At 41.6% G+C, this 21303-nt stretch carries 22 protein-coding genes and 3 pseudogenes; 9 read left to right on the top strand and 16 right to left on the bottom strand.

Going from position 1 to position 21303, the window contains the following annotated elements; translation table 11 throughout:
* Positions 1–123: 123 nt before the first annotated feature.
* Positions 124–213: pseudogene (locus tag V7K79_RS17640) on the top strand (carboxylating nicotinate-nucleotide diphosphorylase); the annotation flags it as partial.
* Between the two features lie 127 nt (positions 214–340).
* Here the strand turns inward: V7K79_RS17640 and V7K79_RS17635 are convergent.
* From V7K79_RS17635 to uvrA, 4 genes are all read right to left on the bottom strand, one after another.
* Positions 341–577 carry a hypothetical protein gene (locus tag V7K79_RS17635; protein WP_335049292.1) on the bottom strand — a complete coding sequence of 79 codons (237 nt, stop codon included), beginning with the start codon at positions 575–577 and terminating at the stop codon, positions 341–343.
* Positions 578–701: 124 nt separating this feature from the next.
* Positions 702–1238, bottom strand: coding sequence for a hypothetical protein (locus V7K79_RS17630; RefSeq protein WP_335049291.1), 537 nt, complete (start codon positions 1236–1238; stop codon positions 702–704).
* Positions 1239–1344: 106 nt separating this feature from the next.
* Entirely contained in the window at positions 1345–2580 is a 1236-nt protein-coding gene (locus V7K79_RS17625; protein WP_335049290.1) for an RNA-directed DNA polymerase, read from the bottom strand.
* 153 nt (positions 2581–2733) lie between these two features.
* Positions 2734–5646: an excinuclease ABC subunit UvrA gene (gene uvrA, locus V7K79_RS17620; RefSeq protein WP_335049289.1), complete on the bottom strand. Its 2913-nt coding sequence runs from the start codon at positions 5644–5646 to the stop codon at positions 2734–2736.
* 182 nt (positions 5647–5828) lie between these two features.
* Between uvrA and V7K79_RS17615 the strand changes: the two genes are divergently transcribed.
* Positions 5829–6122, top strand: coding sequence for a hypothetical protein (locus V7K79_RS17615; RefSeq protein WP_335049288.1), 294 nt, complete (start codon positions 5829–5831; stop codon positions 6120–6122).
* A gap of 383 nt (positions 6123–6505) precedes the next feature.
* Here V7K79_RS17615 and V7K79_RS17605 read toward each other — a convergent pair whose 3' ends face one another.
* Positions 6506–7399 carry an alpha/beta fold hydrolase gene (locus V7K79_RS17605; RefSeq protein WP_335049287.1) on the bottom strand — a complete coding sequence of 298 codons (894 nt, stop codon included), beginning with the start codon at positions 7397–7399 and terminating at the stop codon, positions 6506–6508.
* 187 nt (positions 7400–7586) lie between these two features.
* Between V7K79_RS17605 and V7K79_RS17600 the strand changes: the two genes are divergently transcribed.
* The 4 genes from V7K79_RS17600 to V7K79_RS17585 all read left to right on the top strand — a co-directional run bounded on the left by V7K79_RS17600 (position 7587) and on the right by V7K79_RS17585 (position 9340).
* Complete coding sequence (locus tag V7K79_RS17600) at positions 7587–7715, top strand: hypothetical protein (protein ID WP_335049286.1); 129 nt, start codon at positions 7587–7589, stop codon at positions 7713–7715.
* Positions 7716–7930: 215 nt separating this feature from the next.
* Positions 7931–8119, top strand: coding sequence for a hypothetical protein (locus V7K79_RS17595; RefSeq protein WP_335049285.1), 189 nt, complete (start codon positions 7931–7933; stop codon positions 8117–8119).
* A 66-nt stretch (positions 8120–8185) separates the two neighbouring features.
* The gene (locus V7K79_RS17590) at positions 8186–8419 is read left to right on the top strand and encodes a hypothetical protein (protein ID WP_335049284.1); all 234 of its coding nucleotides are present in this window, start codon (positions 8186–8188) and stop codon (positions 8417–8419) included.
* A 141-nt stretch (positions 8420–8560) separates the two neighbouring features.
* Entirely contained in the window at positions 8561–9340 is a 780-nt protein-coding gene (locus V7K79_RS17585) for an MBL fold metallo-hydrolase (RefSeq protein ID WP_335049283.1), read from the top strand.
* A gap of 111 nt (positions 9341–9451) precedes the next feature.
* Here V7K79_RS17585 and V7K79_RS17580 read toward each other — a convergent pair whose 3' ends face one another.
* Together V7K79_RS17580 and V7K79_RS17575 are read right to left on the bottom strand one after the other, a co-directional pair.
* Positions 9452–9586, bottom strand: a complete 135-nt coding sequence (locus V7K79_RS17580) for a hypothetical protein (RefSeq protein WP_335049282.1) — start codon at positions 9584–9586, stop codon at positions 9452–9454.
* A gap of 90 nt (positions 9587–9676) precedes the next feature.
* Positions 9677–10020 (bottom strand): annotated as a pseudogene (locus tag V7K79_RS17575) (amidohydrolase); the annotation flags it as partial.
* Positions 10021–10115: 95 nt separating this feature from the next.
* Here V7K79_RS17575 and V7K79_RS17570 point away from each other — a divergent pair.
* A complete protein-coding gene (locus V7K79_RS17570) occupies positions 10116–10895 on the top strand; it encodes a cysteine hydrolase family protein (RefSeq protein WP_335049281.1) in 780 nt (259 codons plus the stop codon).
* Positions 10896–11024: 129 nt separating this feature from the next.
* Positions 11025–11480, top strand: coding sequence for a cupin domain-containing protein (locus tag V7K79_RS17565; protein ID WP_335049280.1), 456 nt, complete (start codon positions 11025–11027; stop codon positions 11478–11480).
* Positions 11481–11846: 366 nt separating this feature from the next.
* On the opposite strand, the pseudogene V7K79_RS17560 reads toward V7K79_RS17565, so the two are convergent.
* Positions 11847–13286, bottom strand: a pseudogene (locus V7K79_RS17560) (NACHT domain-containing protein); the annotation flags it as partial.
* A gap of 15 nt (positions 13287–13301) precedes the next feature.
* Between V7K79_RS17560 and V7K79_RS17555 the strand changes: the two are divergent.
* Complete coding sequence (locus tag V7K79_RS17555) at positions 13302–13505, top strand: hypothetical protein (protein ID WP_335049295.1); 204 nt, start codon at positions 13302–13304, stop codon at positions 13503–13505.
* Between the two features lie 30 nt (positions 13506–13535).
* On the opposite strand, the gene V7K79_RS17550 is transcribed toward V7K79_RS17555, so the two are convergent.
* The 8 genes from V7K79_RS17550 to V7K79_RS17515 form a co-directional block, all read right to left on the bottom strand.
* Positions 13536–14645, bottom strand: coding sequence for a 2-aminoethylphosphonate aminotransferase (locus tag V7K79_RS17550; protein ID WP_335049279.1), 1110 nt, complete (start codon positions 14643–14645; stop codon positions 13536–13538).
* Between the two features lie 49 nt (positions 14646–14694).
* Positions 14695–15855 (bottom strand): phosphonopyruvate decarboxylase, encoded by a 1161-nt coding sequence (aepY, locus tag V7K79_RS17545; RefSeq protein ID WP_335049278.1) that lies wholly within the window; start codon positions 15853–15855, stop codon positions 14695–14697.
* Positions 15856–16042: 187 nt separating this feature from the next.
* Positions 16043–17698: a phosphoenolpyruvate mutase gene (gene aepX, locus V7K79_RS17540; protein WP_335049277.1), complete on the bottom strand. Its 1656-nt coding sequence runs from the start codon at positions 17696–17698 to the stop codon at positions 16043–16045.
* Positions 17699–17740: 42 nt separating this feature from the next.
* Complete coding sequence (locus tag V7K79_RS17535; RefSeq protein ID WP_335049276.1) at positions 17741–18496, bottom strand: phosphocholine cytidylyltransferase family protein; 756 nt, start codon at positions 18494–18496, stop codon at positions 17741–17743.
* A 138-nt stretch (positions 18497–18634) separates the two neighbouring features.
* Positions 18635–19348 (bottom strand): 2OG-Fe(II) oxygenase, encoded by a 714-nt coding sequence (locus V7K79_RS17530; protein ID WP_335049275.1) that lies wholly within the window; start codon positions 19346–19348, stop codon positions 18635–18637.
* Positions 19349–19454: 106 nt separating this feature from the next.
* Positions 19455–19871 (bottom strand): helix-turn-helix domain-containing protein, encoded by a 417-nt coding sequence (locus V7K79_RS17525; RefSeq protein WP_335049274.1) that lies wholly within the window; start codon positions 19869–19871, stop codon positions 19455–19457.
* A complete protein-coding gene (locus V7K79_RS17520; RefSeq protein WP_335049273.1) occupies positions 19852–20154 on the bottom strand; it encodes a type II toxin-antitoxin system HigB family toxin in 303 nt (100 codons plus the stop codon). The genes V7K79_RS17525 and V7K79_RS17520 overlap by 20 nt, the downstream gene beginning before the upstream one ends.
* A gap of 364 nt (positions 20155–20518) precedes the next feature.
* Positions 20519–21124 (bottom strand): CDP-alcohol phosphatidyltransferase family protein, encoded by a 606-nt coding sequence (locus V7K79_RS17515; protein WP_335049272.1) that lies wholly within the window; start codon positions 21122–21124, stop codon positions 20519–20521.
* Positions 21125–21303 lie beyond the last annotated feature (179 nt).

Below are 21303 nucleotides of genomic sequence, written 5' to 3'. Positions count from 1 at the left end.
TCATTGTGTCAACTATTTTTCCCAAAATATTTTGGGAGCGTTTTTCTATCCTCTTCAAATCCATGCAACATCAGGGTTTTGAGCTATAGTATTCCCGAAAGTCACTAAAAAAGCGTTAAATTTGTGAGCTATTCTGCTGTTTTGCCGCCCTGGCTGGTTTTAGATCCACTCTTGCATAGCTGGTTGGTGGAGGATATTGGCCGCGGCGATCGCTTTTGTAGTACAGCACAGCTTAAATAGAGTACGTTCCTCCCTTATTGCGGGAATCAGATGCATCTTCCTGCTGAAAAGATATTAAACTAGCGGCATTGTAGATAATTGACATATCATACAAATATCATTACTTATTTTGTAACAGCCAGTCTACTAATTCTTGATAAGCACCACATAGTTGCTTTTTGAGAGCATCGCGCTCATGCCAGCTAACTGGGTTTGTTGGATCTAAAATTTTATCTAACCGAGTATGAGCTTCTGTACTTGATGATCTCAAATCATGACACTTGAGTAACCCACTAGCAAATATCCTAAGTTTTTGTTCTTGACTATGAATGTGTTGCATTCTGCTTGGGAAAGGCATTTTTGCAACATCTTCCCTACTGGGTTTCAAGTTTAGTTTCTCTACAAGTATGGGATAAAGTAATTCTTCATGGAACAAATCTAACTGAGACGCATATCTCGAAGCGTTAGAAAGGTATGATTTATCAGATTGCCATAGACAAATCAGTTGCACGTTGATATGCCGAACCTAGTAAAGCATGAAAGTCTACTGGCTGAGAAAAGTTGACTCTGTAAAATTTTGTGAAAATGTACCGTATGTAGCATGGTTGAAGATGAGGCAACGAATTATCATACCCTCTGGCAGAGTTTCCCAAGTATTCACTGAGTTGCTGGGTTTCATCAATACCCAATTTCTTTATTGTTAGACCATGTTCAACGTATAGCTGGTATAGCAAAGTATCAATCACAATTGGTGACTTATCACAAATGCTCTGTTTGAGGATGCATAAAGCTTCATGCTCATCAATTGCCAGTCGTAAAGCTTGAATGATTGCTGTACGCCTTATTGATGGACTATATGAATAAGATGAAATTACGTTGAGCAAAACACTCATGTTCTCTTGGTTATCTCCTAACGCCATCACAGCAGCACAAAGTAAGGGCCAGTCCCGCTTATTATCAGTTAGCCATTTTCTAAATAAACCATGATGATGACGAAGTGAAAAATTTTGGCGTATCAAGGTTTCAATTGCAAATGTTACAGTGCTGTCATATACACTATGTTTAGCAATAATATTCTTATCAAGAAACTCAAGAGCATCTTTGTCAAGTTCGCATTTTCTTAAATCATTGATGTAACGGCTCGGTGAGCCAAGGTCTATCGAGTAAGTATGGTAGTATTGCAGTTACAATCTCAGAATTCGGATCTAAACGATACAGACAGAACTTTAAATGACGTTCAGCAAACGGATCATTTCCATTAGTATCAATGGATTTTTTTGATGACGAAAATAACTCAAGTAAATCTTTTTGTAATCCTGAAGTAGCTATTAATAAATCTAAGCTGCGATTGCCTATGTCACAATCCTCACCTAAAAGAGCAACGTCATGTAATGATGGTTCTGCTAGAGAATCAGGTAATGTTGTGTCTGGTATCTCATTTAGCTCACGAAATCTGCGATCTACTTCTGATAGTTTAGATGCCATTCGATCCGCTTCTTCGGCAAAATTACTAATTTGACGCACTGTGGTTTTAGTAGTTTGTATAAGGAGTCCTAAAGTTTTTAAAGTTCTGTCAATTCGGATAAGTCCTTGCTGAACTGCTTCTCTAGTCCTGGCAAGTAACCTAATGTCATCTACATATCGAATATAGTGGTACTCTTGGACAGAAAGTTCTCTGTCAAATCCATACAGGAAAAGATTTGCAAAGAAATCTGATGCCAAGCACCCTTGTGGGAGTCCACGATTGATTGTTTCTTCTTTCTTAACTGAAGCCCAGATAAGTAAATATGTGCGGAGATGTTCAGCTGTTAGGTCATCAACTAGCTGTTGTTCACGCAGATACTTGATCAACATGGTTTGGTCTATTGTCTCGTAAAAAGCGGCCATGTCTGTTTCTGCTAGCCAGACATTACCTTCTTCATATAGAGTTTGAAATTTTTTTTGGAAAAGACGATACTGTATTTTCCAGGGTATAAACATTGGTTTCTGTACTGGATTAGATAAAACATTGGCAAAAGACTGTCGATTAGCTGCTGTAGACAAAATTGGTCTAGCCTTTTCAGCCACAACATTAGCTATAGCCTGATAGACAACACGATCACTAACTGTCAGTATTGCCATTGGACGCAAAGTTTGAGATGCTTTGGGGAGGTACTTAATTTCTGGATATGAAGCTTCAAAAGTTCTTCCCATCAAAGTTTGTCTGAGTAGTTCAAGGTTGTGGTCACGATTGGCAGCAAATACTTTTAGGCCAATCCAGTCTCGTGAATCAGAGCGGTCAAAGTAGCGAACACGCTCCCAAGCAAGTTTGAGATTATCAAGGCTGATAAAGCTATCATATATTGAAGTAGTAGTGTTCATTTGTAACAATAATTACTTGTAGGCAGTTTCAATTATATTACACTACATTTACAATACAATGAATTACATATTTCTGAAAGTGAAGCCCAAAGTAAAGTTTTCAATGATCTATATGAGATGCGTTAATTTTCAATAACACACCTCACTGTCCTACTACTTTTTCATCGCTGGATACTGTTTCAAAACTTGCTTTAAATATTGCCCAGTATAAGACTTGGGATTTTTTGCTACTTCCTCTGGTGTACCCACAGCAATCAATTCTCCGCCTTTGTCGCCACCTTCTGGCCCCAAATCTATCACCCAGTCAGAACAACGAATTACATCTAAGTTGTGTTCAATTACTAAAATTGAGTTACCTTTATCTACCAACCTTTGCAATACATCTAACAATTTATGGACATCATAAAAAGATAACCCTGTTGTCGGTTCATCGATTAAATAAAGTGTCTTACCTGTGGCGCGTCGAGATAGTTCCGTTGCTAATTTTACCCGTTGTGCTTCTCCACCAGATAAAGTAGTCGCAGGTTGTCCTAGTTGAACATAACCTAACCCGACATCAAATAAAGTTTGCAAACGTGCGATCGCTTTGGGAATATTCTGGAAAAAGTCTAAACTTTCTTCAACTGTCATTCTCAGAATATCAGAGATTGACTTATCTTTGTACTTCACCTGTAACGTTTCGCGATTATATCTTGCACCTTTACAGATTTCGCATTGCACGTAAACATCTGGGAGAAAGTTCATTTCAATAACATTCACACCCTGCCCGCTACAAGCTTCGCAACGTCCACCTTTAACGTTGAAAGAAAATTGTCCGGGTTTGTAACCCCTAGCTTTGGCTTCTACTGTTTGAGAAAATACATCCCGAATCGCATCGAAAATTCCTGTGTAAGTTGCAGGGTTAGAACGTGGTGTGCGTCCAATAGGGGATTGATCGATAACGATCGCTTTATCAATGGCGTTTAATCCCTGAATTTTATCTAAATGTTTCGGTAAGGGAACTTTCTTAGTTAAATGGTGTTGCAGAGATGGGTACAGTAATTCGTTAATCAGGGTAGATTTGCCAGAACCAGACACACCAGTGATGGAGACGAGCTTTCCTAATGGAATTTCTACATCTATATTTCTTAAATTGTTGCGATGAGCATTTTTAATTCCCAAACTGCGCCCATTTCCTTCTCGGCGTTCTGCTGGTGTGGTAATTACTCGTCTTCCTGATAAATATGCACCTGTCAAGGAATTTTCTGCTGCTAATAATGCCTGAAAATCACCTTGGGCGATAATATTTCCGCCGTGAATTCCTGCACCAGGACCAATATCAACTATATAGTTGGCTGCACGAATTGTTTCTTCATCATGCTCAACAACAATTAATGTATTACCCAAATCGCGCAACTTAGTTAAAGTTTTAAGCAACCTGCTATTATCTCGTTGATGCAAACCAATACTTGGTTCATCTAAAACGTAGAGAACTCCTGTTAAACCAGAACCAATTTGCGTTGCTAGACGAATTCGTTGGGCTTCGCCACCAGAAAGGGTCATGGCGGGACGGTCAAGGGTGAGGTAATCTAAACCTACATCTAATAAAAATTGCAATCTTGCTTTGATTTCTCGGAGAACTAAATCAGCAATTTGCAATTGGCGATCGCTCAACTTCAATTGCTCAATTCTCTCTCGACAATCCCGAATCGATACACCAGTTAATTCTAAAATTCCATATTGTCCCAACTTCACCGCTAAGGCTTCTGGTTTTAACCGTTTTCCCTGACAAACTTCACACGGTTGATCGATTAAATACTGCTCTAATTTTTGCTTAACTAATTCCGAACCACCCTCATATTGTCGTTGCAAAATTGGAATAGTACCTTTGAAACTCTGCTTACTGTGTGCTTCTGCGGCTCGATCATTTTTCTCTCCATAGAGAACAATTTGCTGTTGTTCTTCTGTCAGCTTGCTCCAATTGGTCTGTAACTCAAACCCGTAAATCTGTCCCACACTATAGAGTAATTCCAGATAATATGAATTATCTTTTTCTGACCAAGGCGCGATCGCAGCATAAACTGGCGCTTCCCAGTCAGGTACGATCAAGTCTGGTGCAAATCTTCTTAAAGTCCCGATACCATGACAGTGCGGACAAGCACCATAAGGTGAGTTAAAAGAGAACAATCGCGGCGATAATTCTTCCATTACCGCGCCATGTTCTGGACAGGCAAAGTTTTCTGAAAATACTAATTCTTCTTCTTTGTCATTTGTTGTTTGATCTTGGTTATCACTAATGATAGATGACGAATGACTAATGACAATACTGGCAATCCCACCTGATTGTTTGAGACACGTAGACAGGGAATCAACCAAACGCTCTTGAATATCAGCCTTTTTCACCAAGCGGTCAATTACCACTTCAATGGTGTGGGTAAAATTTTTATCCAATTCAATGGAATCTGACAGATCGCGGATCTCGCCATCGATCCGCACGCGAACAAAACCAAGGGAAGCCAGACTTGACAAAAGCTTTCGGTGTGTGCCTTTTTTTCCCCGGACAACAGGTGCAAGAATTTGGAAGCGGGTGCGCTCTGGTAATTCCATAATGCGATCGCACATCTCATCGATTGTCTGGGGTGCAATACAGCGATCGCATATCGGACAATGGGGTTCGCCAGCTCGACCAAACAACAGTCGCAAATAGTCGTAAATCTCTGTCACCGTACCAACACTGGAACGGGGATTATGAGAGGTTGACTTTTGGTCAATAGAAATTGCTGGACTTAAGCCTTCAATGGCTTCTACATCCGGCTTATCCAATTGTCCAAGAAATTGCCTTGCGTAGGCGCTGAGGGATTCCACATAACGGCGTTGCCCTTCAGCGAAAATGGTATCAAATGCCAGGGAAGACTTACCAGAACCAGAAACGCCAGTAAATACGATTAGGCGATCGCGTGGCAATTCCAAGTCAATATTTTTCAGATTATGCTGCCGAGCACCCCGAATCCGAATCGTATTCTGGCTGTTGTGGCTGGGGTACGGAAGATGTCCATTCAAAGATGCTGCTAGCTGTTGGTCTGACATATTGGGCGGCGAAGAAGGAGTTTCCTATGAAACAGTCCTTAATAATACTATCTTTAATCAGTTTATAGTAGAACAATCGTACTGTTTTAGTTAGTTATCATTCCAGATTCATGGCGCAGATATCCTTAAGAGTCTGCTAATTTGGAAGCATCCCGATTAAATATCCTTCTGAGGGCGAAGCTATGGTATCGCAAATCCAACCGCCGACCCAGCCAGAGGTCATCTACCCAGATAGTGACGGACAAACAGTAGCTAATAATACCATACAGTTTGGCTGGATTGTAGAAATTAAGCAGAATATAGAGTGGTTATTTGCTGACGATCCAAATGTTTTTGTCGCTGGGGATTTATTTTGGTATCCGGTAGAGGGACACAACACAATTGTTATATATAAATCTGATGCTTCTGTCAGAGAAACGCCTGATAAATCAGCACCTGCACTAGCAAAACAAAACTCTTTAATCACCACCGATTGATTAGAACTGAGGATCATTAGCCAAGTAAGTAATGCCTCCCCCTTCTCGGTTGCGTCCTAGTTCACTGATGACTTGATAGCCAAGTTCTGAAAAATCTGGATGGTGATTTAAGGGAATTACCCTTTTATAGCAGGAGGCAGGATGCAGGAGGCAGCTATGCTGGAGGTAAAACTATTACTATTCCTAGCTTTCACTCTTTTAAAATGTCCTAACCTATGTGACTACGGCTATATCTCCATTACGCACATCAAGCTCCATTTGTACTACCATACGAGTTTGATTATGTCAAGGCGCAATTTAAAGATTAAGATCGACTCACCCAGATTGTTAGCCCCATTTTTACCTTGCTTGGGCTAATATATATCGGCACAAAGGCGAAATTATTACCTTTGCGCTAGCCAATCGACAATCTGGGCATTGACAACATCTGGAACCTCATCGTGAGGACAATGACCGGCATTGGGAATGGGAACAATTTTAATATCTTTGCCATTCTCCCGCGCCTTTTCGTAAATCTTGGCCCCAGTAATTGGTGTCCAGGGATCGTCAGCACCCCAAATTACTAATAAAGGACATTCTACTTTCGGCAAAAGTTCCTCTGGGCTAGGGCCAGGAGGGGCTGTGAGAATGGAGGCGAAGACTTGTTGCGCTCCTGGGTCGCAAGAGGGAGTATAAAGTAAATCAACTAATTCATCGGTGACGGCTTCACGATTTCGGTAAACTTGGTAAAGAGTCCGGCGAATTTGGGCTTTTTGGCGGATGCGATTAAAGACTAATTTACCTGTAATTGGCGATCGCACAAATCGATTAAAAGTTGCCATCACCATCCGTAGTGGCGGGTTCAATTCGTGGGGACGATGACTCAAACCACCCGCAGAGTTTATTAAAATACCGCCAGCAGCAATTTCTGGATGTTCTACCAGTACAATCAAGCTCAGAAGTGCGCCAATGGAGTTGCCAATAAATATAGCAGGTTCGTGTATATGTGCTGTGCAAAAATCTTTCAGCAGTTCCACCCAAACTTCTACGCTGTAATCAATCAGCGCTTTATCGGAACCACCAAAACCTAAAAGGTCTATAGCAAATACCTGGTAGCCAGCATTAGCTAAGACTGGGATATTTTTGCGCCAGTGTCCAATGGAAGCACCAAAGCCGTGAACTAGTACCAAAGGCCGTCCTGTACCCATGACAGTGTACTGAATTTTGTAGCCCTGCCAAGTCCAAAAGAATTTTTCAAAGGCGTCTTGGGTTGTAAGCTGTTGTGTAGTTACAGTCATTATTAAGATTAATAAAGTCTTTCTTCAAATATACTAATGTTCTCTGACCTAAAATGAAGTTTCAACAAAATGCTATTTTGAAATCAGTCCCAGTTGAGTTAAAGTCTTTGCCCTATTAACCTATTTTGAATTGGAGCGTACCCCTTTGGGGATCTTGCTACGCGCAGCGTCTCACAGAGAAGCGACCATGACCCTTTTTGCTAACCAACTTAAGAGCGAAATTATCTACCCCAGTTCTGATGGTAAACCAATGGCAGAGAGCGATCCAGCACGGGATTATCTAATTTCTGCTGTAGAAGCCTTAGAGGATGTTTGAAAAGTTTAAGAGCGTGTGTTTCACTACCCTGGCTACCGAGAAACTGCTACGAGAAAATCGGAGTTCTGGGATTTGAGATCGCACCTCTGAGTCGCACTTGAGGCTCAAGCCGACCCTTTTCAAACATCCTCTTAGACATTTATTTCCAAGATCGAAATGATGTTTAGGTATCAGGGAATCTATTTGTTTACTATAAAAAGGGCATTCCTAGCGCTGTGATTGCTCCTGATGTCTTTGTGGTATTTGAGGTAGACAAGAAAAAGCGCGTCAGCTACAAGGTTTGGGAAGAAGGGGGTAAGGATAAACCCAAGAAATATTCACTTTTAGGTGTGCAAGAGTATTTTCAGTATGACCCAACCGGAGATCACCTCAACCCACAACTAAAGGGTTCCTATTTATTTTAGGGCAAATATCAACCGATTATATCCAACTTTTTACCCGATGGTGTCTCGTCTTTTCACAGTGAAGTATTGGGTTTAGACCTCAGATTGATTGACGGAGAACTGCGGTTTTTTAACCCCCAAACTGGCAAAAAATTGTTAAGTCATAAAGAAGCAGAACAAGCGCGACAACAAGCAGAACAAGCGCGACAGGATGCAATACCTAGATTATTGGAATTAGGGTTGAGTATAGAACAGATTGCCAGCACTCTTAGTTTATCAGTGGAAGAGGTGTTACTTATTTTATCGTTGGCTCTGGGGTGACTGTCTTTATAATGATAGGTAAAAATTACTATAATCGAAATTACGATCGCTCTGTGGTGAGAACGCAGTAGTAACCTCAATGCCTGCAATAAAGCTGACATCATTAGATAATAAAGGTAGGCGTTATCTTCACATAAGTTTATGTTTTTTACTTGGTTAGACAGCAACTCTTGGCTGCTGGAAATTAATGGACAACGAATACTAATTGACCCTTGGCTGGTTGGTTCGTTAATTTTCAGCAATTTGGATTGGTTTTTTAAAGGTTCGCGATCGCAAAATCGCCCAATCCCAGATAATATTGATTTGATCCTGCTATCTCAGGGTTTAGAAGACCACGCTCACCCACCAACGCTCAAATTACTTGACCACAGCATCAAGGTTGTAGCTTCTCCCAATGCAGCTAAGGTAGTGCAGCAGTTAGGCTACACCCAAGTAACAGTATTAGCTCATGGTGAAGCTTTCACTTTAAATAATCAAATTGAAATCAAGGCTTTCCCCGGCTCTCCAATTGGCCCAACTCTGGTAGAAAATAGTTATCTCCTCAAAGAATTAGAGAGTGGTTTAACTGTATACTACGAGCCTCACGGGTATCATTCTCCAGAACTTCAGCAAGCTACACCTATCGATGTAGTGATTACACCATTTATTGATATGACGCTACCTTTGCTTGGATCGATTATTAAAGGACAAAATAGTGCTTTAGAAGTCGTAAAATCATTACAACCTCAAGTAATAATACCTACAGCAGCTGGTGGTGATGTGGCGTTTGAAGGATTCCTGATGAAATTCATTCAAACTAAAGGAACTGCCGAGGAATTTCGCTCGTTACTTGAGAAAAACAATCTTTTGACACGGGTACTTGAGCCAAAACCAGGCGATCGCTTTGAACTACCATTAGAAAAGCGAGCATTAGCAATCTAAGTTAGCTCACTTATTACATCTGACCTTATTCCTCTTCTAAGAAACATTTCTGGTAAGAATTCAGGAGGCAGAATACATTCGTCTGAATAGTTAAAGAATCAGAATAATACTTCATACATAAATTTTCCAATCGTACTGCATTCCTTTTAAATTCTGACTTCTGACTCCTGAGTGCTGAATTCTTACCATTTCTGTTTCTTTACATTCATTAGGAATGCGATCGCTTTCCTCTAACGCTTTTGTCACTCTGAGGAAATAAAAATTGAGGCTAAATGATCAAACCTAGATTTAGTGAGAAGATTAGCGATCGCTTAACTCAATACACTCTGCAAATCAAGCATCAGTACATAATTGTATCCCCGTTGGTGCAACTAAAATATTTACACCCTCATCTGGGCGATGGAATTGCCTTACCGCTTCTTCGATAATTTCCAGTGTTGCCGCAGTTGAGCGAAAATAAGGTTCATGGGTTTGGGCTGATTCCCCGGATGGTATACCTGGGGTGAGCGATTCATCTTGAATTAAAGACTCACTTCTCTGTAAGCGCGAGTTGCAATGGCAATCGTTTCTAACTCAAGTCCGGGAATTAACAGCAGATGATTTACTACACTCGTCCCGCCGGAAAGTAAGGTTTCCACCGCAGTACCCAAAGCGCTCAAATAAATCTGTTTGGGATCAAGGTGAAATCTAGCATATTTAACCTTGATTAAGCAATTGTATTTTGAACTGAATTTCAAGTTACAAAATAGAAAATGGTGTTGGGTATTGCAATTTTATGAATCTGCCTTTTCGGACATTGGGAGTTGCACCAAATGCGTGGACAGTGAATGATGCGATCGCAGATATCACTCGTCTTCAAAAAACCCCACAACCTGTTAGCTTATCAACAGAAACTAAAACCCTGCGCCTAGACTTAGCAAAAACTGCTATCCTCGTCATTGATATGCAAAACGACTTCTGTCACCCTGATGGCTGGTTAGCGCATATCGGCGTGGACGTAACTCCGGCGCGTCAGCCTATTGAACCTTTGAACAACTTACTTCCCGAGCTGCGTGAGGTTGGTGTTCCAGTCATTTGGGTAAATTGGGGTAATCGTCCCGACTTGCTCAATATTAGTGCTAGTTCACGCCATGTCTATAATCCCACAGGGGAAGGTGTGGGATTGGGCGACCCACTACCAAGCAATGGTGCTAGAGTACTCATGGCAGGTAGTTGGGCTGCGGCAGTAGTAGACGAACTAGAACAAATTCCCGAAGATATTCGTGTGGATAAATACCGTATGAGTGGGTTTTGGGATACGCCTTTAGATAGTATCTTGCGGAATTTAGGAAGGACAACACTATTCTTTGCTGGTGTTAATGCCGATCAATGTGTGCTAACCACGTTATGCGATGCCAACTTCTTAGGATATGACTGCGTATTGCTTAAAGACTGCACTGCGACAACTTCTCCTGAATATTGTTGGCAGGCGACATTGTATAACGTCAAACAATGCTTCGGTTTTGTTACTGACTCGCAAGCGATTTTAACAGCATTGCAAAAGAGTGAGGAGTAGGAGAGACGCGATTAATCGCGTCTGTACAGGTGATGAAAGTGATTTAGATCATACAATTAACAACTGAATATTCAGGATACGGATTTCAGGAATTTTCATATCCATTGATAACTCAGAGGGGATAAATAAATGTACGCTACTCGTTGTGTAATTCCAGTTATCAAATCTCCCAAAGATTACCAAGTATATCGCATTAGTCCCAACGACTCTAATCGATTAGCAATTGTCTTCGATTCCACAAATGCTAATACTTCCTTGACTTGCTGCGTAGAAATTTTTGATGTTGGTGGACAAACACCGCCAAATCGGCATCAGTGGGCGGTGGAAATGTTTTTTGTTCTTAAAGGGGAAGCGATCGCCATGTGTGACGGCAAGATTACCACGATCAAAGCTGGAGATAGTTTATTAGTACCTCCCACTGGTACTCATTTGATTAAAAATACTGGTTCTACTCGCTTGTACACGTTGACTGTTATGGTTCCCAATGAAGACTTTTCGGAATTAATTCGCAGTGGGATTCCGACAGAGTTAGATGAAGAAGATATGGCAGTACTAGGGAGATTTGATGCTTTGATGCCCTGTTAAAGATATTTGAAACCTCACTTCTATTTCTCTTTTTTACAAGGCTACGGTGTACACACAAGTTTCGCCGTAGCTATATCTTTATTAATAAATGAAATCTCACATTGCGCTTTTATCCTGCGTCCCCTGCCTCCCTACGGTGTACACACAAGTCAAATTACCCCCCTTAGTCCCCCCTTATAAAGGGGGGAAATAAGAAATCTTGTTCCCTCCCCTTTCCAAGGGGAGGGTTAGGGTGGGGTAAAACTGACGCGAAAAACCAGGTGAGTAATACTATTTCAGACTTTTGTATACACCGTAGCCCCTGCCTTTGCCGCTCAAGAATAGCCTGCCTTAACAGATAAATTTCCTTAACTCAACTGTATTGCACTATCTAGTCCGTAATAACTGCACGAAAGTATTACTCACCGTATTGTCTTTGGTGTCGGCGGCGTATTGAATCAATTCTTCTCGCAGTTTTTTGGCTGCATCTATCTCAAGTAAGGTTGCTAGCAAGAAATAAACACCACGAAAACGCGGATCGCCCATTCTATCAACTAATAGTCCTTCGGCGGCATCAGTTTCGCCGAGAAAGTTTTGCACTAAAAAGAAATCCATGATTTTATCGTGGCGGAAGCACCATTCTTTCTGGGCTTCGCCTTTTTTATCTTGCCACTGACGGCTGACTACCATTTTGTATTTCTCGTCTGACAAAGACATAGCAACTTGGAAAAATTCGTCTGCGGGTAAGGCTTGTTTGTCTTCGAGTCGCATTTGGTAGACGGCGGCTGAGAATTTCTTTAAGGGAAATTCTTGATTCCATTCTTTGAGGTATTCTGCCGCCATTAAATTGTATTGCTGTTGTTGCAGGTGAAATAAGTTAGGGTGTTTGCCTTGTGATAACATCAGCGCTACCACTGTTAGATCCATTGGATTGGAAAGAGTTCGGCGGACAGCGTTTAACTCTTCTTTGACTTGCTGGTTATTGAGGACTTCTGTTAAATAATTGGTGCAGGCTTTGGCGTAATCAGCACCTTGAATTTTGGCATCTTGGGGTAGTCGCGGCTGACGAGAAATCAAAAACTCTTGAATTTGTTGTTGCTCAAGGGGCTGCAATTTATATATCTTGGCTGTTGAGGGTGGTGTCCACTCTAGGGGCTGGGTAGTCATGATAATGTTGCCCCGGAAATAGCTTTCGACAAACTGGCAGATTTTAGCGCGTGTTTCGGCGGTGACTTCATTGAGTCCGTCGATGCAGATATCTATCGCGCCACTGTAAATCAGGTTTTTCAAGAAGTCGGCATCTTGGGCTTGGCCGTGTAGCTTGTCTTGGATGGCTTCAATTACGCCTTTATAACATTTCTGGGCGGGGAGATAAACGACTATGCGCTGGGAGTTTTTCAACAGATGGCGGAGAAACATCGACTTGCCTAAGCCGGAATCACCTTCTAAAATAATTTGTCCTTGAATACTGGGTAAGGCTGCGGTAATTGGCAAGATGTCTCCTGAAGCGGGAACTTTGACTTGAGATTCTGGGAAGTATGATTGCTCATGAAAATTATCTAAGCCGGCATCGGCTAATAGGGAAGGTTTGAATGGTTCAAATAATTTGCGGCGGAAGGGGGGAAACCAGGTGAGGAGAAAGCCGACATAGCCGACGCCGAGAATCCGGCGTACCCAAGGGTTCCAGAAGAAGATGGCTTGGACTTGGGGGAATTTGGGGTAGGCAAAGATCAGGGGAAGCCAAAAGGCAATGTGAATGATGATAATGTTTCTGGCTTTGAAAAACCACTGCCAATATTCCAGATTATTAATTACTGACTGCACCGCAATTGGTTATTTACTGTGGTGAATCTGTTTGTTATGATTCCCACTGGTAAATGCGATGTCTACGACGGGCTACGCCTACGCACAGTATTTAAGGAATGGAGAGTAGGTAAAATAACCTCTCTGGTTGTACCACAACTTGAATTACCCCCCTTAATCCCCCCTTGGAAAGGGGGGAAACCAGAAAATCTAGTTCCCTCCCCTTTACAAGGGGAGGGTTAGGGAGGGGTAAAACTTACGCTTCAAGTCAGTTTAGCGAATAATTTCCTTAACAACAGCAACAAAGCGTTCCATGTCAGCGTGGGTAATAGCTCCCATTGTCGAGACTCGGAAAATAGATTTGGCTAAATTTCCCTGTCCAGAATAAATAATATAATCTCGTGCTTTCAGTTGGTCGTGAAACTCTTCATAGCTGAAACCGTCTGGCAAATAGTAGGCATTCAAGACAACCGATGAACTGCCAAGAGGAAGTAGGGGTTTAATTCCGATTGAGGCTAATCCGTCTCTGACTAAATTGGCAAGTTGGTTGTAATGGCTGTGTCTGGTACGCCAACCTCCTGCTTCTGACATTTCTTGCAAAGCTTCTGTTAAGGCATAAAATGTCTGTACTGATTGCGTAAAAGGTGTGCCGCCTCGGTCTTGTTGCTGGCAATAGGTTGCTAAATCTAAATATAAGGTGCGGGGGATTGTGTCTACTGAAGGCAGTGCATCCCGTCGCAGGATGACAAAAGACGTTCCGGGGACACCATGCAGACATTTATTCGCTGTCGCAGCGCAAGCGGTGATTTCCCAATCTGCAAAATTTAATTCCTCAGCACCAAAGCTGCTGACTGCATCTACTAATAGTTTGATACCGCGTTCTTGGCAAATTGGCGCAAGTTCTGCCAAATTATTTAAGCGGCCAGTAGTAGTTTCGTGATGGACGACAGCAAGGTGGGTGATATCGGTGTTTTCATCCAGGAGTTTGACTAAACCGTTGATATCGATTTCGGCATTCCAGGCATGGGAAAGTGTGATGTAATTAATGCCGTGGATTTTGGCGATTTTGGAAAGTCGTTCGCCATACACACCGTTTTCAACTACTAGTAATTTCCCGTCTGTGGGTACTAAACTGCTAATCATTGCTTCCATTGCTGCGGTTCCAGAACCAGTGAGGAGAACTGCTGCCCAGCGATGCCTACGGCGGGCTTCGCCTACGCTTCCAAGACCATAAACTTGAAGTAATTGTTCGCGGATTCTGCTTTGAAGTTGGGAAAATTCCACCTCACGGTGACACAAATCGGGACGCAACAGGGCATTTCTGACGCGATCGCTCAAATTGACAGGGCCGGGATTTAGTAAAATCATTTTGTCATTAGTCATTTGTCATTTGTCATTAATAAATTAAGAGTTTGTACTTTTAATTTATTAATTACGAATTACCAATGTGTTTCATAAAGCGTTGCAAAACTTCTTCTGGGGTGAGGTTTGGTCTGGGTAGCTTTTCTAAAGTTCCGGGACGGATTTTTAAATGAGCGAATTTAGGTCTAGTGTCACTATCTGCGGTAAATAAAGCATCCAAAATTGCTGGGTCGTCTCCGGCTAATGTAACGCCGTAACCGCACGCTTCGGCAATTTTAGCAAAGGAGATACCCGCAGAAACGGTGGCTTGTGCGCCTGTGGAATCGTGGACTTCATTATCTAAGAGAATATGAATTAAGTTAGCACCGCCATAAGTGCCGATGGTAGCAAAATTACCCATTCGCATTAATGCTGCCCCATCGCCATCAATCACTACTACCTTCAGGTCTGGACGTGCTAAGGATAGTCCCAATGCCATTGAGGAAGCGCAACCCATCGAGCCGACCATGTAAAGATGATTGGCGCTGTCTTTACTAGCGAAGAGTTCGCGTCCCGTATATCCGGTGGTGGCAATTACTACAGTGTTTTCTGCATCAATGAGTTCCACAATCCGAGCCAATGCTTCGCTGCGAGAAATGCGTTGTTCTTTGCGATCGCGAAAAAAGCTTTGCTGAATATGAGCGCTATTACTATTTTCTCGTTCGGGGATAGAAGAACGGGTGAGTGCATGGGGGGCAATCGCTCCTTTACGCATAATTAAAGCATAAGGACAGCGTTCTTGTTGCATATAGGCTGTGGCTCTTTGTAGAACGGGTTCTATTTCTGCTGCATCTGTGGGAAAAAATTCCCAAGGTATAGTCATTGTTTGCAGCAATTTATCTGTGATTTGCCCCATTAATTGATGTTGCGGTTCATCTTGCAACAAGCGATCGCCTCTTAAAGTACAAATCAGCAGCAGTGGAATCCGAAAGATATAAGTGAGCGAGGTTAACGGGTTAACTGCATTTCCCAAACCAGAGTTTTGCATCATCACTACAGCTGGTTTACCAGCAATTGCGGCTCCGGCGGCGATCGCTACAGCATCTCCCTCATTGGCTGCGGAGATATATCTAAGTTGAACGTCATTGATGACGTAGTTAATAAAAGGCGTGAGAAAAGAACAGGGTACGCCAGTGTACCAGCCAAAGCCAAGATTACGCGCAGCTTCTACAAATTCTTCTGCCTGAATCATAATTAAAAGATAGGGATTGGAAATTGGGGACTGGGGACTGGGGATTAGGGACTAGAGAGGAAAGATTATTAATTCGACCTCTGAACTGGGAACTTCGACCTCTGAACTCGAAACTTCACCCTTTGAACTCAAAGCCTCAAGCTTATAACTTACTATTCCCCAATCCCCAGTCCCCAGTCCCCATTCTCTATTGTTTCAATTGAAAAGCAAGGTCAAGATCATCCAAAGAATTAACATCTAACCAGTTACCGCGAATATAAAGCACCTTAATCGGTTTGCCTTGCTCGATTAAATAATTGCATAATTCTGGCAAACCCAGACTATTGAATTCTGGCCGTTTTTGCAATTCATTAAGTGCTTCACTCACCCACTCTCTACCTTGACTTCGTAGGCGCAACATCCCAATCCAGCGTCCGCTAGACTTTCCGAATTGTGTTTGTGTTGTTTTAGAAACGTTCAACAGGTTAACATCCTGTCCAAACAGAGAAAGATCGTCTGGAATTGAGCAATAAGCGTAGTCAGGTGAACCGCTAACAGACTGGCTGTTGACCACAGAATCAACTACAGCCACAATTTCTCCAGGACATTCTAATAAATCTCGTAGGATGTAGCTTCTAAATAATAAATCCCCATAAAGCACCAGCATCTCATCGCCAAAACTAGCTTGAGCTACGGCTAAGGATGCTAATTCTCCCGTTGTTTCATAATCTGGGTTACGGATGACTTTAGTCCCCGGAACATTAATAGTTTCTGCTTTGTAACCGGCGACAACGGTAATATCATTGATGGCAAGTTTCTTGAATTTGTCCACCAACAACCTGAGTAGGGGTTTACCTCCAAGGGGTAACATGACTTTTGGTTTATCTTGCGTCAATCCTGCTAATTCTTGGCCTCTGCTGGCAGCCAGAACGATCGCTTGGGTATTTTGTCGTCCATTGTTAAAATAGCGTTTTTCAGCTTCTTGGAGTTCATCCGCCCCCTGTAGCCGGAAAATTTCTTTTACGGAAGCAATATCATCTTCAATGTTGATTAAAGTTTCGCTAGCTTTCACTTCACGGGCGATCGCTTGCATACTAGCAACAGCAGCTCGAATCAGATGGTTTGCCCAAATGACCAAATTAACTTCAGCTTTGCGAAAAACATCAGTAGGCGTGCTGTAATATTTGGTCGGTATAATCACTAACGGAGAACGACCCGCCCACTCTTTAGCAAAGGCTAACACTTGGTCAGGACGCGATGATTTACTGTGAACCAGAATGGCGTTTGCTCCGGCGGCGTGGTAAGCTTCAGCTCGGCGCAGTGCTTCAGAGAGATCCCACCCGGCTATCAAAGCTTCGAGTCGGGCGACGATGCAAAAATCTGGGTCTGTCTGACTATCTTTACCCGCCTTAATTTTGCCGCAGAATTCATCAATATCAGCTAAAGCTTGGCGACTACCGTTGATGAAGCTGTTGGTTTTGGGAAAAAGCTTATCTTCAATACAGACTCCAGCAATACCTCGCTGTTCTAACTTTTTCACCAGGCGGCGCATATTATTAAAGTTGCCATAACCGGTATCTCCATCTAATAAAATCGGGATACTGGTAACATCAGACATGAACTCCAGCATTTCTACAACTTGAGTCCAACTGGCTTCATTATTATCTCGAACGCCATATTGAGCCGAAAGGGCTAATCCACTCGCCCAAATTCCTTTAAATCCAGCCTCTTCCACAATTCGGGCGCTAATCCCATTGTGAGCTTCCATAATGAAGTCCAGTTGAGGCGATTCTAGTAATAACCGTAATTGGGCACTTTTATTTAATTTTGCAGAGGTGTTAATGGGTGCAAATATTTGATGCATTTATTCTGCTTTTTTCAACCTATATAATAAATGAAAATATTTTCAGACATTTTCTGCGAGTTCTATCTGAGGTAAAATCTCGTTTTGGGCACGTTGAATATCCTGGGGAAAATCAATTTCAAGCCAAGGTAATCCAGTGATGTCTTCGTAGCCAAATGTTTCTGGAGTTTCTAAGAGCAGATCCCGAATGGCTTCTTCATAAGGTTCATTATCCAGTCCGTCTGCAACATACTTTTGTGTACGAGTAGCAAGACGGTGAGCAACAGAACTTCCAAAGCGAAAGAATCCCACCGACTCACCGACAAAATCATAAGCAAAACCAGGAGCTACTTGTTTGCGAAACTCCACTAGATAATTATCTCTAACACAAAGCTTCACGGGTTCATCTCCCGGTTCAAAATCCCGATCTAGTAAAAAGCTGTTGGGGATATTTGTCTTTACAAGTCGTTTGATGATGCGGCGATCGCACAACACATCTGCATCCATTAATAATATGTCATCGCCAACAATTAAATGCTGACGTACAGTCCAAAGGCTGATTGTACTGCCTTTAGTGTAGTCAGGATTATAAATTGTACTGACCCAATTTTCGGCTCCTAATGCTTTGATTTCATCCTGAATTTTTTCTGCTTGATAACCCACAGCAATCACTACTTCATCAATTTGGTAATCACGGAGATTGTTCAAATGGCGCTCTAATAAAGATTTGCCGTTAAATTTCAGTAAGCATTTGGGTTGATTTTGCCCATCTTTACCTAAGCGTCGTCCAACGCCGGCAGCTAAGATAATTGCCTTCATCGTCAAGTCACCACCAGTAGCTCAGATAACCAGGAAATCTGGAAATTTCCCAGTATTTTATAATGACTGTTTTTTGCTCAAGACAATATTTGTTAATTAATTCTTAACATGGAGCAAGAGGGATGCAATCTGGTGGTGTTAAGAGCGAAACACTTGGCGAAAACCAAAATAGGCGATCGCATCTTTCATATTCGAGACAAAACGTTTTAGCATACCCATGCGGGTGTCGGTGACATACTCCAAAGTTAAGACAATGCGCCGTTCATTTTCACCCAAAGGAGTAACTCTGTGGTAAAGTTTGTCACCATTAAATAATACTAGAGTACCAGGGGTTATGGAGAGCGATCGCGTTTGCGTTTCTCGTTCTGGAATATCTTTGTAGAGTTGATATTCCAACTTACTAGATGAATTATCAACCAAACCAAGTAACACTGTATAGCGTTTGCCGTGATAATAAGAGGTATCGTAATGATATTGAATATGATCTCCAGGCTCAGTGTAATAGTACAGCGCGTAAGTATGGGGATCGGTATCAGGACAGGGAAGGAGTTTTTCTGCGGTAATTTTGTTGAGGAAGTCAAAAAAGGCACTGAGTTGATAAAACTCTCCAAAAATCGGAGCAATGCTATCTAAGCTATAACGGCTGATACTACCGCCCTTTTTATGATTAGGAATATAGTTGCGGTTGATAGCAGGTTGCAAAGATGGTAACAGCGCCAATAACTGCTCGATGATGGAGTTAGGAAGAAAGTTCTCCACTACCAACAATTCATTTTGAACTTGAAACTCAGCTTGAAGTTTCTGGTAATCAACAACTGCGATAGCTTTATCAATTTCAGTCTGAAGCTCCATTGGTAATTTGATACTAATAGAGGATTGCAAAAATAAACATATCATTCACTCTAGTAATTGTAGAACTATTTAAACTATTGTACTTCCACACTTAACTAATCACGAGTTATTCAAGATAGTTTGGGAAGAACGCAGCAGGTGAAATATGAAAAAACTCTGCTAGTTCTTCAATGTGTCTAGTTGTTAATTTACGGCGCTTTTTCAAGATGGCCGATATAATAGATTCTGTTTTGAAAATGGGTACTAAATCTTTTTGGAGTAGCCCATTTTCTTCTATCAAAACCTGAAGTAAATCTACTCCATAAATATCAGGTACAGGCTGCTGTGTTTGTTCATATTCGTAAACTAGAGTGCCTAAAATATTAAGATAATCTTTTTCATCTGATGTTAACGGGGCACTATCTATCAGAGAATCAATAATTTTTTGGGTTGCAAATAACTCCTCCTCAGTTTTGATCGGACGAGGAGGAAATGCTTGTAGTAGCTCAATGTATGTAGGACGTTTATTTAAACCAAGGGTCATTTTTCCATTTTTCGGTATCGTACTCTGTATGGGTTATTATATTACGAATAAATATTTTTTTGCTTTGATAATCAATATAAGTAATAAGGCGATACTTATTTCCTTGAATATTAAAAACTGTAAATTCACCTACTGGATCGGCAGAGTTAAAAGCTTGGCGAACTTCAACAATATTCTGCCACTTAGCTGATTTTGCCACTTTGTTCCAACCACGTAAACTAGACTCAGCATCAGGATACTTTTGATAAAAAAGTTTCAGCGTTGTCGTAGAAATAATGTGCATAATAAATGAGTTTTCTTATGGTAAAGATCATGTATAGCTCCATGTGGTGTCTTCTGTGCATCTCTTCAAATTTAGGTTTTACAACATCTATGTATCAATTTAGCGTATTGCTAAGTTGACGCATAGATTGCAACTTGTTTAACCTAGGATTAACTTAGCAATACGCTAAGTCAGTGTCAAGTAGTTTAATGATTAGGGTTTCTCGCTTTACCCCAATAACGTTAGACTTTCGGTAAAAAGATATTTGTTACCAAGTTTAGAAAGTACGATGGCGTACTCACTGTAGGCGATCGCAAAATTTGATTATGCATTCAATAACCTAAAAAGCCTATTTTATTAGCTTTCTACCCAATGCCCCGTTATATTAGTTTGATTCAGGCTGCGGGAGTGCCCGAAATTGCCAAATTACCCATAAAGCAAAGGTTGGCGCACCAATTGTCGCTGCCATTAGTAACGGCTCTAATCCATTCAGTAAGGTAACTATGGGAAACAAATACAGCACGTCTTCAATGTCAAACCCGGCGAAATTTGGTTGACGGCTGGCGTCTTTACCTAAACGCTGTTCCATTTGGTTTCGCAAATGAAAGATGCAAGCAACAGACACGCCAGATAATATCCCCATCACCAACGCCCACCAACCAAATTTTTCCTCTCTCAGACCATATCCAATACACACAAACAAAAGAATGTGGATGATGGCATCACTAACAAGGTCATACTGATGTCCCCATTTGCTGCTTTTCCCACTCAAACGAGCTAATTCACCGTCTGTGTGATCGAGAAAGTTAGATAAAGCAAATAGCCATGCTCCAACGTTAACCCAAATAGTATCACCAACTGCAATCGCTACGGCAGCCGCCAACCCAGTTACAAGTCGGACAGTGGTGAGATAATTGGGGCTTATCCAACTGTCTTTTAGAGGTCTAACTAGCCAGTGAGCAAGTTGAGCATCCCAAGGCTTTGTGGTCATAGATGAACTTGAATTTAATATGGTCTTTTAATGTCCATAACACTGTAAATTATCACATCTACTTATAGATATAGATTTTTATTTAATAACTAGCGGTTTCAAGATGTCCATGTAGCTTGACACTAAGATTACAACAATTAAAAGTAAGCACAAAACTAGGGGTTGTTCTACACATGAAT

Origin of the sequence: Nostoc sp., assembly GCF_036917575.1 — a bacterium.
Classification (GTDB): domain Bacteria; phylum Cyanobacteriota; class Cyanobacteriia; order Cyanobacteriales; family Nostocaceae; genus Nostoc.
This window is presented reverse-complemented; position numbering and strand designations above follow the sequence as displayed.